The 17,409-nt window shown below is 66.7% G+C and carries 15 protein-coding genes; 5 read left to right on the forward strand and 10 right to left on the reverse strand.

Translation table 11 applies throughout. The annotated features are described in order from the left end of the window. Positions 1-115: 115 nt before the first annotated feature. Positions 116-673: a cysteine hydrolase family protein gene (locus DES44_RS15795; protein ID WP_058937180.1), complete on the forward strand. Its 558-nt coding sequence runs from the start codon at positions 116-118 to the stop codon at positions 671-673. A 34-nt stretch (positions 674-707) separates the two neighbouring features. Here DES44_RS15795 and DES44_RS15800 read toward each other — a convergent pair whose 3' ends face one another. The 3 genes from DES44_RS15800 to dmeF all read right to left on the reverse strand — a co-directional run bounded on the left by DES44_RS15800 (position 708) and on the right by dmeF (position 2,511). Beyond that, complete coding sequence (locus tag DES44_RS15800) at positions 708-938, reverse strand: hypothetical protein (protein ID WP_147307111.1); 231 nt, start codon at positions 936-938, stop codon at positions 708-710. 314 nt (positions 939-1,252) lie between these two features. Next, positions 1,253-1,393 carry a hypothetical protein gene (locus tag DES44_RS25115; RefSeq protein ID WP_157592931.1) on the reverse strand — a complete coding sequence of 47 codons (141 nt, stop codon included), beginning with the start codon at positions 1,391-1,393 and terminating at the stop codon, positions 1,253-1,255. Further along, entirely contained in the window at positions 1,390-2,511 is a 1,122-nt protein-coding gene (gene dmeF / locus DES44_RS15805; RefSeq protein ID WP_058933778.1) for a CDF family Co(II)/Ni(II) efflux transporter DmeF, read from the reverse strand. The genes DES44_RS25115 and dmeF overlap by 4 nt, the downstream gene beginning before the upstream one ends. A gap of 61 nt (positions 2,512-2,572) precedes the next feature. On the opposite strand from dmeF, the gene DES44_RS15810 reads away from it, so the two are divergent. Both DES44_RS15810 and DES44_RS15815 read left to right on the forward strand, forming a co-directional pair. Further along, complete coding sequence (locus DES44_RS15810; protein ID WP_058933777.1) at positions 2,573-2,848, forward strand: metal/formaldehyde-sensitive transcriptional repressor; 276 nt, start codon at positions 2,573-2,575, stop codon at positions 2,846-2,848. A gap of 295 nt (positions 2,849-3,143) precedes the next feature. Continuing rightward, a complete protein-coding gene (locus DES44_RS15815; RefSeq protein ID WP_232309918.1) occupies positions 3,144-6,845 on the forward strand; it encodes a CheR family methyltransferase in 3,702 nt (1,233 codons plus the stop codon). Positions 6,846-6,872: 27 nt separating this feature from the next. Here the strand turns inward: DES44_RS15815 and DES44_RS15820 are convergent, their stop codons facing one another. After that, positions 6,873-8,048 (reverse strand): acyltransferase family protein, encoded by a 1,176-nt coding sequence (locus DES44_RS15820; RefSeq protein WP_058937178.1) that lies wholly within the window; start codon positions 8,046-8,048, stop codon positions 6,873-6,875. 373 nt (positions 8,049-8,421) lie between these two features. On the opposite strand from DES44_RS15820, the gene DES44_RS15825 reads away from it, so the two are divergent. Then, positions 8,422-9,525, forward strand: coding sequence for a catalase family protein (locus DES44_RS15825; protein WP_058933776.1), 1,104 nt, complete (start codon positions 8,422-8,424; stop codon positions 9,523-9,525). 32 nt (positions 9,526-9,557) lie between these two features. On the opposite strand, the gene DES44_RS15830 is transcribed toward DES44_RS15825, so the two are convergent. Beyond that, a complete protein-coding gene (locus DES44_RS15830; protein ID WP_058933775.1) occupies positions 9,558-10,628 on the reverse strand; it encodes a sensor domain-containing diguanylate cyclase in 1,071 nt (356 codons plus the stop codon). Positions 10,629-10,676: 48 nt separating this feature from the next. Further along, positions 10,677-10,982 carry a hypothetical protein gene (locus tag DES44_RS15835; protein ID WP_058933774.1) on the reverse strand — a complete coding sequence of 102 codons (306 nt, stop codon included), beginning with the start codon at positions 10,980-10,982 and terminating at the stop codon, positions 10,677-10,679. A gap of 261 nt (positions 10,983-11,243) precedes the next feature. Between DES44_RS15835 and DES44_RS15840 the strand changes: the two genes are divergently transcribed. After that, on the forward strand, positions 11,244-11,528 hold the full coding sequence (locus tag DES44_RS15840) for a hypothetical protein (protein WP_058933773.1): 285 nt from the start codon (positions 11,244-11,246) through the stop codon (positions 11,526-11,528). Between the two features lie 25 nt (positions 11,529-11,553). Here DES44_RS15840 and DES44_RS15845 read toward each other — a convergent pair whose 3' ends face one another. The 4 genes from DES44_RS15845 to DES44_RS15860 all read right to left on the reverse strand — a co-directional run bounded on the left by DES44_RS15845 (position 11,554) and on the right by DES44_RS15860 (position 17,317). Further along, the gene (locus tag DES44_RS15845) at positions 11,554-14,103 is read right to left on the reverse strand and encodes a 2-oxoglutarate dehydrogenase E1 component (protein ID WP_058933772.1); all 2,550 of its coding nucleotides are present in this window, start codon (positions 14,101-14,103) and stop codon (positions 11,554-11,556) included. After that, complete coding sequence (locus DES44_RS26000; protein WP_083525311.1) at positions 14,100-15,644, reverse strand: methyl-accepting chemotaxis protein; 1,545 nt, start codon at positions 15,642-15,644, stop codon at positions 14,100-14,102. The genes DES44_RS15845 and DES44_RS26000 overlap by 4 nt, the downstream gene beginning before the upstream one ends. A gap of 227 nt (positions 15,645-15,871) precedes the next feature. Further along, positions 15,872-16,102, reverse strand: coding sequence for a hypothetical protein (locus tag DES44_RS15855; RefSeq protein WP_116001657.1), 231 nt, complete (start codon positions 16,100-16,102; stop codon positions 15,872-15,874). 204 nt (positions 16,103-16,306) lie between these two features. Beyond that, positions 16,307-17,317 (reverse strand): LacI family DNA-binding transcriptional regulator, encoded by a 1,011-nt coding sequence (locus tag DES44_RS15860; protein ID WP_058933770.1) that lies wholly within the window; start codon positions 17,315-17,317, stop codon positions 16,307-16,309. Positions 17,318-17,409 lie beyond the last annotated feature (92 nt).

The following is a 17,409-nucleotide window of genomic DNA, read 5'->3' on the forward strand; positions in this document are numbered from 1 at the left end:
CGCCTGAGAATGCGCTGTGCGGGCGTATGCTTGTCCCGTTCCGAGCGTGCGCAGGGCTTAAACGCCCGTTGAACGCTCGTGCCCCGTGCCAATGATCGTTCAGCCCCTGCCCGCCATGACTTCACGCACTGCCCTGCTCATCATCGACGTCCAGCACATGATGTGCAATGGACGCTATGCCTGCCACGACATCGACAATGTCATTGGACGCCTGAATGGCTTGGCCGAAGAGGCCCGCGCCGCGGGGGTGCCAGTGATCTTTGTGCAGCATGAGGACGACGAAGACGGTGGTCTTCAACACGGCACCGAAGCGTGGCAGCTCGACAGCCGCCTGGACGTGAAAGCCGGCGACCCGCGTATCCGCAAGACCTCCCCGGATTCATTCCACCGCACCGACCTGGATGCGCTGCTGCGCATGCTGGGGATTCGGCATCTGGTGATCGGAGGGCTGCAGAGTGATTACTGCGTCGACACGACCGTGCGGCGTGCCCTGTCCTCCGGGTATGACGTGACGCTGGCGGCCGATGCGCACAGCACCATCGATGACGGTGAACTCACCGCCGCTCAGATCTCGGCGCACCACACGCGCATCCTGAGTCATCTCAACAGCTTTGGTCCTTCGATGGCCGCCGTGCCTGCGGCCAGTATCCGGTTTGCCCGTCAGCAAGGCTGACGTCCGAGCGGCCGATGGATCAGCGATCCATGGCTCAACGAGCCCGCGAATGGTCCTGATGATTCACGGCTTCCGCCCACTCGTCCCAGGTCGATTCCGTCACTTCCAGTCCTTCGAGTGAAGGATGCTCGGCCTCGGCAGAGGTGCCGGCGGCGGAGACGCGGCGCTGCATCAACAGTTCCGTCTGGCGCAGGATGCGCTGCATCACCAGACTGAACTGGTGGTGCTGATGCCCCATTGTGTGGGCGGCGAATCGATGTCGCATGTCTTGATCTCCCCTCATGACGCCACTATCGGGCGGAGCCTTCGGACGTGCCATCCCACCATAGGGTGTACCCCGAGATCCGCCAGCGCAGGGTGACGGACGGTCGGCGGCGCCCCGTTGGACGGCGGACGAAGACGAATCGGCAGGCGGGATGCCTGCGAAAACAAGGAGATACAAGAAGATCTTGCCGGCCAACGGGGCAAGACAGAGGCGCATGACGAAGACGCCGGCAGCCTTCGGAAGCCGACTCGGAACGCTCTAATGGGGGAATCGCGGACCTCCCCCCTACCGGGGAGATCGCCCTGGTGGCCGCGTCAGATCACCTGACGCAGCAGCGCATACAGCGCCACCACCGCTGAAATCAGGCAGAACACGGTCTTCATCGACCGGCTGCTGATGAACGCACCGATGGTGCTGGAGACCAGAATGGCGGCGAGCAGATAGTTGGTTTTCATAGGGCCGGGATTGTGGCGCGGTTCACCTCCACCGTGATGTGACGCAATTCCTCATGCACGGCCAGAAGACGCTTGAAATCCTCCGGCTCGGCCTGCGTCGGGGTGACGAGGGACAGGATGCAGGCGTAATGGCTGCGCCCCACCCGCCAGACATGCAGGTCGATGATGGTGGCCGGCCAGGGGCTGGCCTGGATCACCTCCCGCACTTCCTGGACCACGGGGGTGTCCATTTCCGCATCCAGCAGGACGCGGCCCGTGTCGATGATCAGACCTCGGGCCCAGATCAGCACCAGCACGGCACCCACCACCCCCATGACCGGGTCCAGCCACGCCCAGCCCAGGGACCAGCCGGCCAGCAGCGCCACGATGGCCAGGACCGAAGTGGCGGCATCTGCCAGGACATGCATGTAGGCGGCACGGAGATTGAGGTCATGGTGCGCGGCGGAAGCACTGCCGCTGGAGCCGTGGTCGTGGTCGTGGTCGTGGTCGTGGTCGTGGTCGTGGTCGTGAGTGCCGTGCCCATGCCCATGCCCATGCCCATGCCCATGCCCATGCCCATGCCCATGCCCATGCCCATGCCCATGCCCATGCCCATGCCCATGCCCATGCCCATGGCCGTGGCCGTGGCCGTGGCCGTGGCCGTGGCCGTGGCCGTGATGGTGCCCGCCTCTCAGCAACCACGCACAAATCAGATTCACACCCAGCCCCAGCACCGCCACCGCCACCGCCTGCGGATAGTGAATGGGACTGGGGGCAATCAGCCGCTCCACCGACTGCACCGCCATCAAGCCCGCCACCCCCAGCAGCAGCAACGCACTGCTGAACCCACCCAGGATTTCGATCTTCCAGGTCCCAAACGCAAACCGCCCATCCCGGGCCCAGCGCCTCGCCGCGCCATAAGCCAGGACCGACACGCCCAGCGCCACGGCGTGGGAACTCATGTGCCAGCCATCGGCCAGCAGCGCCATTGAATTGAACCAGTAGCCGCCCGCAATCTCCGCCACCATCATCACGACGGTGAGCAGCACGGCCCAGCGGGTGTTTCGCTCCGCCAGCGGATTGCCTTCATCGAAGACATGCGTGTGCTGATGCGGTGCAAGGGAGGCTGGGGGTGTCATGCGTCGGATCCTTTTCACATACTCCCCCCCAGTATATTGGGCATGCTTAGAATGGCTGCCCATGGCGCACACCATCACCGGAAAAAAGAAACTGCTGGGCCGGATCCGGCGCATCCAGGGCCAGGCATCCGCCCTGGAGCGGGCGGTGGACGGCGAAACCGACTGCCTGGACGTGCTCCAGCAAATTGCCGCCATCCGCGGTGCGGTCAATGGCCTCATGGCGGAGGTCATGGAAGGTCATTTGCGGGAGCATCTGGGCTCCCCTCAACTGGACGAGCACACCCGCCAGGCAGAGACCGAAACGCTCACCAAAGTGATCAGGGCCTATCTGCGCTGATTCACCGGCATCGCCCCGAAGTAGCGGCAATCGGTGATCGACGGTGCGATTTGCACACGGAAATGAATGACGAATGACGCTGTCTCGGCGGGTCGGGCATGCCGCATGCCCCGCAGCATCTGGGTCTGCTGTCGCACCGCCGAGCGGCTTTCGCACCGCATGGATCGCGCCCAACGTCCAGCGAATCAGACCCCGCACCAACGCTGACGCCCGGAGCTTCCGAGAACGGTAGACTCTGGCCGCCAAAAGTCATATCTGCAAGGGGCATCGGGTGGAGCCAGACCAGAATCCCGTCGTGCGAGTCGTGGTGCTGGGCGGCTCGGCCGGAAGCATTGAAGTGTTGAGTACCGTCCTGTCCGGGCTGCCGCGCGCGCCTGGGTTTGCGGTGCTGGTCATCACCCATCTCCCCGCGGACATTGAATCGCATCTGGATGAATTGCTCCAGACACGCACCGAGCTGCCAGTGCAGCGGCTCCAGCATTTCACCAAGATCGAACACGATCACGTGTATGTGCTGCCGGAGAATGCACTGGTCTATGCACTGGACGGGCATTTCCGTCTGACGCGCCGGCAGCCGGGCCCGCATCTGCCGCTGGATGTGTGCCTGGCATCCCTGGCGCAGGACCCGGACGTGCATGCCGCTGCCGTGGTGCTGTCCGGCTCCGGCCGCGACGGCGCCAATGGACTGGCCGACCTGCGTTCTGCCGGCGGGCTGGTCATCGCCCAGGCCCCGAACACGGCCGAGCATGACGGCATGCCCACCGCCGCCATCAATACCGGCCTGGTGGAGCAGGTCCTGGCGCCTGCCGACATCGCCCCGGCACTGATCAAGCGTTTTGGCGACCCCAGTCACGACACCGACGCGGGCCCGGTCGAAACCAATGCGGACGCCTTGGAAACGGCCCTGGCCATCGTGCAGCAGAAAACCGGGGTCAACCTGGGCTATGTGAAGGACGTGAATCTGCGCCGGCGCTTTCTGCGCCGCGTGCTGCTGCAGAAGAATCGAGATGTCCCGGCCTACCTGCAATTGCTGCGTTCTGATGGACTGGAAGCGGCCGCGCTGCGGGACGATGTGCTGATCGGCGTCACCGCATTCTTCCGGGATTCGGAGTTCGTGAATGTCCTGCGGCAGACCGTCATTCCCAAGCTGCTGGAGCTGCAACACGACCCGATCCGGATCTGGGTGCCGGCCTGTTCCACCGGGGAAGAGGTCTACACGATTGCCATGCTGCTCAGGGAAGCCCTGCAGACCGAAGGCGTGAATCGTCGTGTGCAGATCTTCGGCACGGACATCAATGAAGCGGCGATTGAAACCGCACGCGCGGGCCGCTACAGCGCCGCCGCCCTGGAAAGCGTGCCGGAGCCCTATCGCGAAACCGCCTTCAACGCCACCTCCAGCGGCTACCTGGTCAGCAAGGACCTGCGCGAGATGTGCGTCTTTGCCCGGCACAACCTGCTGACCCATGCGCCGTTCTCCGGCATGGGCCTGATCAGCTGCCGCAACATGATGATCTACCTGCGCAAGGAAGCGCAGCAGCATGTGCTGGAAGTGCTGCACTATGCCTGCCGGCCGGATGGCCTGCTCATCCTGGGCCGTGCGGAAGCGGCCTCGATGACCGATGGCTTCGAGCATGCCGGCGCCCCGCATCTGTACCGCAAGCTGACCTCGGCGCGTCGCCCTCGCCCGCTGTTTCCGATCGATGCCCTGCGGCCCTGGGCCAGCGAAGGCGCAGCGCCCCGACCCGCGCAGCCGCCGGCGCCCGACCTCATGGCGGACGCAATCAACCGGGTGGCCATGGCTCGTTACGTGCCGCCGGGATTCGTCGTGGATGCCAATGGCGATGTGGTGCAGTTTCGCGGTGATGTCGCGGCCTTCATTGCACCGGCCACTGGAGATGCCACGCTGGCCCTGCCCCGGCTCCTGCACAGCGAGCTCAATGTGCCGGTGCGCACCGCCCTGATTGAAGCCAAACGCACCGCCGGCCCGGTCCGGCGCGAGCGGGTGCAATTCATGGAACGGCGCTATGTGCTGGAAGTGCTGCCGGTGGACACCCAGGCCGCGCTGCCGCATTTCCTGGTGACGCTGGCTCCGCAGGTGGACGAGACCAGCCCGACCATCGTGCTGCCGTCGCAGCCGCCGCGGGCGCGGGTGGACGAGCTGGAACGCACCGTCACCACGCTGTCCGATGAGCTGGAAGCCACCCAGGCCCAGCTCAAGACGGTGGTGATCGAATTCGAGTCGGCCAATGAAGAGCTGCGCACCGCCAATGAGGAGATGCTCAGCACCAATGAAGAGCTGCAAAGCGCGAATGAAGAGCTGCAGAGCGCAAAGCAGGAGCTGGAGTCGGCCAACCAGGAACTGGTGTCCCTGAATGAAGAGCTCAAGTCGCGCAATGACCAGCTGGACGTGGTCAACGACGACCTGACCAATCTGGTGGAAGGCATTCCGCTGCCGGTGGTGCTGCTGGACCGCCAGCTCAAGCTGCGCCATGCCTCGCCGCAGGCGGCGCAGCTCTTCGGGCTCACGGCCGAGCATATCGGTCAGCCGCTGAGCGCCGTCAGCAACCGCTTCTCGCTGGGCGATCTGGAGCAACTGGTGCAGGCCGCCGTGCAGGGCCTCACGCCGGTCGAGCATGAGTATCAGGACAATGAGGAGCGCTGGTGGATGGTGAATGTGCGGGCCTACCGCACCGCTGACGACCGCATTGACGGTGCAGTCATTGCCTTCCAGGACATTCATCAGCTCAAGCGCGCCCTGAATCAGGCGCAGGACGCCCGGGTGGACGCCGAACGGGCCAATACCGCCAAGGACGACTTCCTGGGCATGGTGTCGCACGAGTTGCGCGCGCCATTGAACGTGATCGCCGGATGGGCCTCCGTGTTGCGCCAGGCCCATGAGCGGCACACCTTGAGCGAGGTGTCCACCGGCCGTGCCATTGCCACCATCCTCAAGCATTGCCAGGCGCAGGCGCAATTGATCGACGACCTGCTGGATGTGTCCCGCATCACCTCCGGCCATCTGGCTCTGGAAATGCGGCCCCTGGATCTGGCCGCCAGCGCGCGTGCAGTGATCGAAGGGCTGATGCCGACGGCGCAGGCCAAGCAATTGACGCTGGTGGCCTCCGGCCTGCAGGAACCTCTGCGCGTGCAGGGTGACCCACGACGGGTGCAGCAGGTGGTGTCCAACCTGCTGGGCAATGCACTCAAGTTCACGCCGGCGGGTGGGCGCATCACCTTGAGCCTGAATCGGGTCGGCACCATGATTGAGCTGGCGGTGGCCGACACCGGGATTGGCGTCAGCCCGGATCTTCTGCCTCATCTGTTTGACCGCTTCACGCAGTCGGACATCAGCCGGACCCGCGAATATGGCGGGCTGGGTTTGGGGCTGTCCATCGTTCGGCACCTGGTGATGGCGCACGGTGGCACGGTGGCGGCGCACAGTGACGGCGCCGGACGCGGCACGCGGCTGACGGTGCGCTTCCCCGCCGTCGAACTGGGCCAGGACCTGACGCTGTCCACCGCCGACTCGCCAGCGGGCCAGACGGACCTGAGCGGCATGCAATTGCTGCTGGTGGACGATGACCGCCACGGCCTGGAGGCCTTGGAGGCCGTGCTGCGCATGGCTGGCGCTGCGGTGATGACGGCGGGGTCGGTGGCCGAGGCGCGGGACCTGCTGGCCGTGCATTCATTCGATGCGCTGGTGAGCGATGTGGCGATGCCGGGGACGGATGGGTATGCGCTGATTCGGGAATGGCGGGAGCAGGAGCATCAGCGGCGCAGCCACGTTGCCATGAACGGCGGGGCCTCTGCGGGGAATGGGGCAGTGTCGGCTTCCGACGCACCCAGCTTCATCCGCATGATGGCCATTGCCTTGAGCGGCCTGGCCACCTTGCAGGACCGCGATGCAGCGATTGCAGCAGGGTTCGACGACCATCTGCCCAAACCGGTGGACATCGATCGCCTGATGGAGCGGCTTGGGTTGGCCAAGCGGGGCTGATGGGCGGGTAGACGGGCGAGAGGCCCCTCACAACGCCTGAACCCGCCCCCTCGCGCTGCCCCCCATCGCCGTCACCCGCCCCCACACCCACAACCATCCCCCGGCCAGCAGATAACTCACCCAGCAGCTCACGCCGCCGGTCACCAGGAACTTCACCAGCGCGGGCGCCTGCACATGCCGCCAGGCCAGCGACACGCCCACCACCACCGGCGCGTGAATCACAAAGATGGTGTACGCACGCGCCGCCAACGACCGCCAGAGTTTGCTGCTGCCCTCCACCTGATGCTGGAATCGCCACAGCAGCCCCAGGATCACGCCCCACGCCACCAGCGGCTCCCAGAAGGCGTACACCGCTGCCAGCACGTTCCAGCCGCCTTCCGGCGCCCCCCGCAGCAGCGGCACTGCAGGCGCCGCCAGGGCCATCACCGGCAGCACCGGCAACACCCAACGCCGGACGCGACGCCACTGCTGGACCTGCACCAAGTCCAGTCGCTCCAGCCAGCGCGTGCCAGCCACTGCATATCCGCCCCAGAACAGCGTGAGGTATCCGGCAAAGTAGCCCAGCTGCAGCCCCCACCACTGCGTACCCACCGGCCACCACAGCCGCAGCAGGAAGGCAGCCGCTCCGGTCAGCAGCGCGGCCGCCAGAAGCTGCGCGGAGGACGGCGTCGACACCCGCTTCAAGCCGTTCAGCTTGAAGACCAACGCCGCCGCACAAGCCAGCATCAGCAGCGCCTGGCAGAACCAAAGTGGCCCACGCTCGAACTCCCCGTGTCGAATCAGGAAGAGCAGGGTCTCCAGGAAGCCTTTGCCCTGGGCGGTCTGGGCCAGCGCAATCGTCATCGGTCCCAGCACCAGACCAAAGAACAGCAGCGGCAGGCCCAGGCGGATGAAACGGTCCCACAGATAAGGGCCCACCCCTTTGCGCGCCAACGCCGCCGGGGTGAAGTAGCCCGCCAGCAGGAAGAACAGGCCCATGAAGAACGCCTGATTGAAGGTGCAAAAGAAGATGAGCAGCTTGGAAGACAAGGACCCGTCCGGCAGCACTTCCTTGTAGAACCATCCCCCCATGGCGCCATAGGTGATGGCCGTGTGATGCAGCACCACCAGCATGGTCATGGCGGCCCGCAGCGCATCCAGGCCGAAGCCGCGCTGGGAAGGAACGGGCGAGCCGGGCGATGAAGTCTGAGCCGGGAGCGTCATGAGCCATTCACGGGCGCCCGCCGCAAAACCGGCAAAAACGCCAAGAGTCACAAGACGTTCAGTGTCGCCGCAATGGGCTCTTAGAGGTCTTCCGCAACCACCCGGGTTTGCCATTAGAACGAATCGTCACTCACCCCATCGATAGGGGGTTCCCATACGTTCTCGGCGACCGCCATTTGCGGCGTGACCCACGCTCATTGTTCGCATTGATTCATTCGCCATGAATGGGGACGAATCGCGTCGATTCAGCCGGAGATTCGCGCGCGGCACTCACGCATCTCCATTGCATTCAAAACACTGCAATCGCTTGAATCCTCGATGCCATCGGGCATGCACCTTGCCGCGCAGCCCTCAGCACCTTTGGAGCCCTCGAATGAGTCCCTTGCCCGACATCCAGCCGGTTGTCTTCACCCCTGACATGGAACAGACCGCGCCGGACGAGATTGCCACCATCGCCGAGCTGGTCGATGTCTTTCTCGGCATGGCCCATACCGTGGCCGAGTATGAGGGGCATGCATTCCGTGCCGTCCATGCCAAGGGTCATGCGTTGCTGCGCGGTCAGCTGACGGTGCTGGACGGACTGCCTCCGATGTATGCCCAAGGCCTGTTTGCGCAGCCCGGCAGCTACAGCGCCCTGATGCGTCTATCGTCGCCGCCTGCGGAACAACTGTCCGATCAAGTGTCCACGCCGCGAGCCGTCGCGCTCAAGCTGATGCGCGTGCCAGGCGAGCGGGTCCCTGAATCGCGGGACCACGACACCCAGGACTTCCTGATGGTGAATGCCCCGACCTTCACCCGCCCTGGCCCCAAGGAGTTCCTCAAGGACGCACAGCTGCTGGCCAGCACCACCGAGAAGGCGCCCGAGGCCAAGGAGATGCTGTCGTCCGTGCTGCAAGCCGCCGAACATGTGCTGGAGGCCATGGGCGGCGAGAGCCAGACGCTCAAGACGATGGGCGGTGAACCGGCCACCCATCCGCTGGGTGACACCTTCTATGCGCAGACGCCTTTTCTCTACGGACCCTACATCGCCAAGTTCGCGCTGGCGCCGGTCTCCCCCTCACTGACCGCGCTCACCGGCCAGAAGCTGTCCAGTGACGATGAGGATGCGCAGCGACACGCCGTCTCCGCGTTTTTCCACGACGGTGGCGGTCCTCCCGCGCAGTGGGAGCTGCGGGTCCAGCTGTGCACCGACCTGGATCGAATGCCGATCGAGGATGCGTCGGTGGAATGGCCGGAGTCGCTCAGCCCTTATGTGCCGGTGGCGTCCCTGGTGATGCCGGCCCAGCAGAGCTGGCTGCAAGGGCGCAGCCAGGTGGAGGAAGATGAGCTGGCCTTCGACCCCTGGCACAGCATTGCGGCCCACCGGCCGCTGGGCGGGCTCAACCGCGCCCGCAAGGTGGTGCTGGCGGCCTCACGGCAGTTCCGTGGTGCGTTCAACCGGTGCCCGATCCACGAGCCCAAGCTTCGCCGGGCATAACGCCACCGGGGGTGACTGCCCGGAGAGGACACTCAGTGCGTCGTCTCCGGCACCGTCAGCCGCTGTTGCTGGCGCGCCCGCTTGACCTCATACATGCGCGCATCGGCACGATGCAGCGCTTCCTCCGCGGTCAGGCCCACGGGATTCAGCGCCACCACGCCCACGCTGGCGCCGGCATATTGCACCGTCTCGCCGTCCAGCTCGAAGTGGCCCACGGTGGCCAGGGTGGCGCGCTGCTGCAGCGTGGCGGCCGCCTGCAGCGCCTCGGGGTGGTCGATGACCGCGCCCGACGCCGCCGTCCGGCCGCGCAGGTCCAGGCCCGGTCCCACCACCACGAATTCATCGCCGCCCATGCGGGCCAGCATGTCGGAGCCGCGCATCTCCAGGGACAGACGCTGCGCCACTTCCCGCAGGAACTGGTCGCCGCGCTGATGGCCCAGGCGGTCATTGATGGTCTTGAAGCCGTCCAGGTCGATACAGCCCACCAGCACGCTGCTGCCATCCCGGCTGGCGCGCTGGATGAGGCGCTGCAGTTCGTCGAACAGGGCGCGGCGGTTGGGCAAGCCCGTGAGGGAATCGGTCAGCGCAAAGGTGGCCAGCTGCTCATTGGCCCTGCGCAGTTCCTCCACCAGACGCTCGCGCTGGATGAATTGGCCCACCAGCGCCGCGAACAGGGACATCAAGGCCACGGCATTGGACCCGACCGGATGCACCTGCGCACTGGCGCCGCACAGCGTGCCGATCAGCGCGCCATCTTCGGAGCGGACCGGCGTGCTGACAAAGGTTCGGATGCCCAGGCGTCGGGCCGCGGCGCTGTCAGGCCAGCGCTGGGGCACGTCGAGCGTGACCGGCTGGTCCTCCTCCAGCGCACGGCGGCAGAGCGTGTCCTGCCAGTCCACGACCAGGCCTTCCCGGATCTGCAGGCTGCCCGCGTTGCGGGCCAGCACGATGCGCTGCTGCGCCGCCTGCTCGTCCACCGTGGTGAGGTAGGTGGATTCCAGGCCGGTCGCGGTCCCCAGCATGTCCAGCAAAGGGCGGGTGAGCTGTTCCAGGCTTCGTGCCTTCGGGACAGTGGTGGACAGCTGGGCGATCAGGGCTTCCAAGATGGGCGCGTCAAGAGGGGCAGACGCGCCGATCTTAGCCGAGCAGGGTCACGCCCCCCGGGCGTAGTCGCCCAGGCCGGGCGAGACGCCCTTGCCGTCGTTGGAGTCACGGGTGGGGAAGCCGGCGGCCGGACGGCTTTGCTGGTTCAGCGCCTCGCCAGGGTTGACCGCTGCGGCGGCCTTGGAGACGCCAGGGGTCAGCGGCGTGGCCGCTGCGCCGTCGCCCAGGGGCATGGCGGGCTGGTCGCCGTGACGATGCCAGCCGGTGCTCAAGGACGAGCGGGCGCCGCGCATGGCGTAGTAGCCCAGGGCGGCGACGCCGGTCAGCACGGCGATTCGGGTGATGCTGCTCATGATGGATCCTTTCAGTGGGAGTGCAGATGCAGGCTCTACGGCAGGCGGCGCACCCAGGCCGCGGGGGTGGTGCAGCACCGCAAACGCCGGGAAGGCGTGCTCACTGCGGCAAAGATTTCGCAAGGGGCGCACAGAGGCGCGCAGAGGCGCGCAGGGGCGCCCAAGCCGCACCGCCCGGCAGGTGCATGGCTTGCCACGGCGATTCGTCTGGCGCCTTGGCGGCGTCAGCTTCCCTTCACCCTCACAGCAAGGAGACCCGCCATGGGACAGGAACAGATCTATCGGGGCACCAGCTACGTGGTGGAGGCCGTGCCGGACGGACAGGGCTGGCATGGCCGATACCGGCTGCTGGATGTCGGCACCATCGGGGACGCCGACAGCCTGCATCCCTCCCTGGACACGGTCTGGGCCACCGAGAACGAAGCGCTGACCTACGCCACCGAGGCGGCCTGCCACGCCATCGAGACCCTGCAGACCGGCCGTCCGCAGGGCCAGGGCCACGGCAGCCCGTCGTCGGAGCGGCGCTACACCTCGCTCGGCCAGTGAGCACCGGCCGTTTCACCCCGCATCGCTAGGCCGGATCACCCGGCGCCTCCTCACCCAGCGCCTGCGCCACCAGGGCCGCCTGCTCCCTGCGGTGCACGGCCAGGGAGGACGTGGCGCCCGATGCGGTCGTGGGCCGGCACACACAGCGCAGGCGCACCTGGGGCGGCAGCAGCGGCTCCAGGTGTTCACGCACGAAGCTCCAGGCGCCCTGGTTGCGGTGCTCTTCCTGGACCCAGGTCAGCTCCACCGCCGCCGGATAACGCGCCAGTACTTCACTCAGCGCTTCGGCGGGAAACGGGTAGAGCTGCTCCAGGCGCAGCACCGCCAGGTCGGCGCGTCGGACGGCCTGCCGGGCCTGGTCCAGGTCATGGAAGACCTTGCCGCTGCACAGCAGCAGTCGCTCCACCTGCGCGGCGCTCTCCACCCGGTCATCATCCAGCACCGGCTCGAAGCGACCGTTGACCAGTTGCGCGAGCGTGGCGTGGGAGGCCGGCTGGTGATAGAGCGTCGCCTTGGGCGTCATCACCACCAGCGGCTTGCGCTGGGGCGACAGGCCCTGGTGCCGGAGCAGGTGGAACCACTGGGCCGCGGTGGAGGGGAAGGCCAAGCGCAGGTTGTCCTGGCCGCACAGCAGCAGGAAACGGCTGAGATAGGCGCTGGAATGGTCCGGCCCCACCCCTTCATGGCCATGCGGCAGCAGCACGGTCAGGGCGGAGCGGTAGCCCCATTTGTCTTCGCCCGAGCTGATGTACTGGTCCAGGAACACCTGGGCGCCGTTCACGAAGTCGCCGAACTGCGCTTCCCAGATCGTCAGGCCCTCGGGCTGCTGCACGCTGTAGCCGTATTCGAAGCCGAGCACCGCTTCCTCGGACAGCGGGGAGTTGTGGATCTCGAACCGCGCCGCGCCCTCCCCCAGCAGCTGCAGCGGCACCTGCTCCAGCGGCGGCTGGTCCTCGCCCTGGGACACCCACACCGCCTGGCGGTGCAGGAAGGTGCCGCGCCGCACGTCCATGCCGGAGATGCGGATGGGCACGCCTTCGGTCAGCAGCGTGGCGCAGGCCAAACTCTCGCACAAGGCCCAGTCGGCCTTGTGCGGGCTGCCAGGCGCGACGGCCTTTCGCCAATGGTCGATCAGGGTCTGGACGATGACGTGGGGCTGGAATTCCGGCGGCAGTCGCGTCATGGCCTCCACCAGCGCCCGCAGCCGCTGCTCGGTCACCGGGGCCGCTGGCGCATGGGACGTCGCCGTGCCCTCAGCCGGTGGCCAGGGCGGCATCCGCGGATCGGAAAACGCCTGATGCGCCTTCCACCGACGCCGCGCCACGTGGCTGTCCATCTCTTCGCCAGCGGCCACGCCTTCGGTCTTCAGCCGGGCGGCGTAACGGTCGGCCACGCTGCTGTGGCGCTGGGTCAGGGCATGGATGCGCGGACGGGTCAGCGCAGGCACGTCGCTTTCGGAATGCCCCAGACGTCGGTAGCCGATCAGGTCGATGACCACGTCCGACCCGAACCGCGCGCGCCAGTCCAGGGCCATGGCAGCGGCGCGCAGGGCCTGCTCCGGATCGTCCGCATTCACGCGCAGCACCGGCGCGTCCACCATGCGGGTCACGTCGGTGCAGGTCTGTGGCGGCCAGCGGCACATGGGATTGGGCTCGGTAAAGCCCACCTGGTTGTTGATGATGATGTGGACCGTCCCGCCCACGGCATATCCCGGCTTGGTGCCCAGCATCAGGCTCTCCATCACCACGCCCTGCCCGGCAAAGGCGGCATCGCCATGCAGCATCAGCGGCAATACGCGCTGGGCACCGTCCGCGCCCAGCTGGTCCTGCTGCGCCCGGGCCATGCCCAGCAGCACCGGATGCACGCTCTGGAGGTGCGAAGGGTTATGCGCCAGGGTGAGGTGCACCCATCCCTGGGGCGTCTGCAGCCTCCGCTCGCCGCCCAGGTGGTAGACCAGATCGGTATGGCGCTCGGGCTGAGGGGACTGGGAGTCGAAGAAATCGAGCACCTGCGCGGGCGGCATTCCCAGCAGGTTGATCATGACGTTCACCCGGCCGCGGTGCGGCATGCTCATCAGCACCCGCTCCGTCCCGTGCCCGGCCGCTGCTTCGCAGACGGCATGCAGCAGCGGGATGAGCGCCTCGCAGCCCTCCAGCGAAAACCGCTTGCCATGCGGGAAATGCAGCGCCACATGCTCTTCCCAGGTCTGGGCACGGATCAGATGTTCCAGCAGAGCCAGCCGCTCCTGGTGGCCCTGCGGGGTGGGCGGCGCCGCCTCCATGCGCTGGTAGAGCCACTCCCGCCGTTCATCCTCCCGCACCGCGGACGCATCCAGCGCCAGCGTGCCGCAGTAGATGGACTTCAGGCACCGGTCCAGGTCGGCCACGGTGCGTGCGCTCCATAGCGGTGTGCCGGCCGCATTGAGCCATTCGGACGGTTGCAGCCCAAAGGCGTGCGGGGACAGGGCCGCCAGGTCCGCCGGCCGGCTCAGCTGCAAGGGATCAAGGGCCGCGCAGCGGTCGCCCAGCCGTCGGTGGGCGTCGATGAAGGCCAGCACCTCGGGGCGTAGCTTCACAACACAAAGGCCTTCACGGCGTCGTTCAACTGGGCGGCCTGGTCCTGCAGGGCGCGGGCGGCCGCCGTGCTCTGCTCCACCATGGCCGCGTTCTTCTGTGTGGTGTCGTCCATCTGGATGATGGCGGCATTGACCTGTTCGATGCCCAGGCTCTGCTCCCGGCTGGACGCGCTGATCTCGGCCACGACCCCGCTGACCTGCTGGATGCCCGAGACCACCTGCTGCATGGTGCTGCCGGCCTGCGTCACCAGGCGGCTGCCGGCGCTGACCTGCTGGGTGGAGGCCTCGATCAGGGCCTTGATCTCCTTGGCGGCGCCGGCCGAGCGCTGGGCCAGTGCCCGCACTTCCGAGGCCACCACCGCGAAGCCCCGTCCGTGCTCTCCAGCGCGCGCCGCTTCCACCGCGGCATTGAGCGCCAGGATGTTGGTCTGGAAGGCAATGCCGTCGATGACGCCAATGATTTCCCCGATGCGCTGCGACGACGCAGAGATGGCATTCATGGTGCTGACCACTTCTCCCACCGCACTGCCGCCCTGCGTGGCCACCTGCGAGGCCGACACCGCCGTGGCACTGGCCTGGTTGGCATGGTCCGCGCTCATGCGCACGGCCGCCGTCAGCTGCTCCATCGCGGAGGCCGTCTGCTGCAGGGCGCTGGCCTGGGCCTCGGTGCGGGCGGACAGGTCCGCATTGCCCTGCGCCACTTCGTGGGCCGCCGCCGTGATGGTGACCGCACCGCGCCTGACGTCCGACACGATCCGGTGCAGGCTGTCCACCATGTGCTGCAGCGCTGCCACCAGGCGTCCGATTTCATCGCGGCTCTGCGCCACCGGGTGATAGGTGAGGTCGCCCTTGGCCACATCCTCGGCCAGCGCGATGGCGCCGTGGATGCGGGTGGTGATCGAGCGGGTGATGCTGTAGGCAGTCAGCACGCCCAGCAGCACCGCCACCACCGCCACGCCGGCCATCCACTGCTTGGAGCGGCGCGCATCTTCGTTGGCGCGGGCCACGTCGGTCTGCATGGCCTGGGCCTGGTAGTCCACCATCTTGTCGATCAGCGCGTAATAGCGGGCCTGCAACCGGGCCATGTCGCCCTGGTAGATGGCCATCGCCTGCTCCCGCTGACCGGCCGCCACCAGCTCGAACAGCTTGCGCACAGCCGCGCCATAGTCCTTGCGCGCCACCGACTGCTCGGCAAAGATGGCCTTGCCTTCATCGGTGTTGAGCATCTTCTCGAACTTGGCGAAGTTCTCGGTGTTGGCGGCTCGCACCTTGGCGTAGTCGTCCATGTAGCGCTTGCCCTGCTCTGCATCGGTGCTGAGCAGCAGTCGCCCGATGACGATGACGCCCTGGTCTCCCACGTTCTTGATGTCGTCGCTGACGGCGATCTGGGCATACCGGTCCTGGACGAGCTGGTCCATGGTCTGGCTGAGGCGCGTCAGCACGGAAAACGCCACTGCAAGGACCAGCAGCAGCAGGATCAACACCACGGCGAAGGCGGCAGACAGCCGCGTGCCGATGTTGAGGTCGGACAGTCTTGGCATGTAGTTCTCCCTTACCCCCATCGCAGGACGGAAGCCGGATCTGTGCCCGACCCCAACAGCGCCCGCCGGAGGTAGGAACTTGGCGGCAAAACCAATGCCCGAGCGGGCACGGTCTGACTCAAGACACGTCCGGGGATGCTGCCGTCATGCGTACGGTGGCTGCTCCGATTGCCGCATTGAACTGATGCCGCGGCAATCGAAGACCATTCAGCGCGCTCAGGAATAGATCACGCCTGATCCGCAAAGGTGGTGATGTATTGACGGGCCACCCGGTCCGCATGGCTCAGGGCCTCTTCCTCGCTGGCCCATTCGTCGTCCAGCTCATGCCATCGGCTGGTGTCGACCTGGCCGTCGTCCTGCCCTCGGAGCAGGAAACGCCCCTGGAAGGGGCCCGATCCTCGGGCCGCAAGCAGGTAGATGCGGCCTTTGTGCTGACGGGAAGTGGAGGTCTGCTGCATGGACAACGGGCCCGAGACCGACGGCCTACAGGCGGTATTGCCGGCATGGACGGCGCCCTTTGCCGGGATGGACAGCGCCCCTTGCGCCAGGGGCCCCTGGATGGGTTGTACACCTGGCGCTGTGATTCCTGTATGAAAACCGCAATCGAATTGGGTGATGCAGTGCAGCAATCGTCTGAGGATTCAATCGATGCAGCCGATGGGTCAGGCACTCTCCCGCGCAATGAGCTCGCAGGGCAATGCAGTGTGCCGTGGCGGCGCCTCCCCGGCGGCCAGACTGAGGATGTGCCGGGCGGCGCAGTGGCCAATCTCCCGCGCCGGCGGCCGGATGGTGCTGAGGCTGGGCAGCAGCTTGTCGGAAAACGCATAGTCCCCGAAGCCGAAGAGGGCGATGTCCTGCGGCACCCGCAAGCCCTGGCGCTGGGCGGCCAGCAGGGCGCCACAGGCCAGGTTGTCGTTGGCGAAGAACACCGCGTCCGGTCGCGGCGTATGCGCCATCAGCCAGGCCAATGCTTCGGCGCCTGCCGCCAAGGGGTCGGGATCCTTGGGCGTGACGTGTTGCGGCGTGCGGCCCATCGCCTTGAGGGCGTCCGAATACCCTTCACACCGCTCTTTGGCGCTGTAGTCGCCGGCCGCGCTGTTGTGCACGAAGGCAATGCGCTGGTAGCCCCGCTCCGCCAGATAACGCACCCCGTCACGGCCGACCTGCCGGTGTGAAAAGCCGATCTGGAAAGGCGTGCGCCGCAAGGCCAGGTCCCAGGTCTCGATCACCGGCATGCCGGCGGATTCGATGAGACGCTCGGTGCCCGTGCTGTGATGCCGGCTGGTCAGCACCAGGGCGGCCGGCTGCCAGCCCAGGAAGGCGCGCACCGCCCGCTCTTCCGCATCCAGCGAAAAGTAGCTGGAGGCCAGCAGCAATTGATAACCGGCATCCGACAGCCCGTCCGACAGGGATTGCAGCGTGTGCGCAAAGATCGGTCCGGAGATGTTGGGCACCACCATCGCCACCACCTTGTTGTGGGCCGAGGCCAGTCCGCCGGCCGCCAGATTGGGCACGTAATTCAAGGCCTCCACGGCCGCCTGGATGCGGATGCGGGCATCCGCCCCCACCCGGTCCGGCGCATTGAAGAAACGCGACACGGTAATGGCGGAGACACTCGCATGGGCTGCAACGTCGGCAAGAGTGGGTCGGCGGGTCGCGCGGCGGTTGGGCATGACCGGGATGGGGCAAACTTCGGCCCCGGCCCTCCCCTCGGTGAGGTCGGCCACAATGCATCAAGCCGCCCCGTGCGGCAGCTTTGCGCAAC

This window comes from Roseateles depolymerans, from assembly GCF_003387155.1.
GTDB lineage: Bacteria > Pseudomonadota > Gammaproteobacteria > Burkholderiales > Burkholderiaceae_C > Roseateles > Roseateles depolymerans.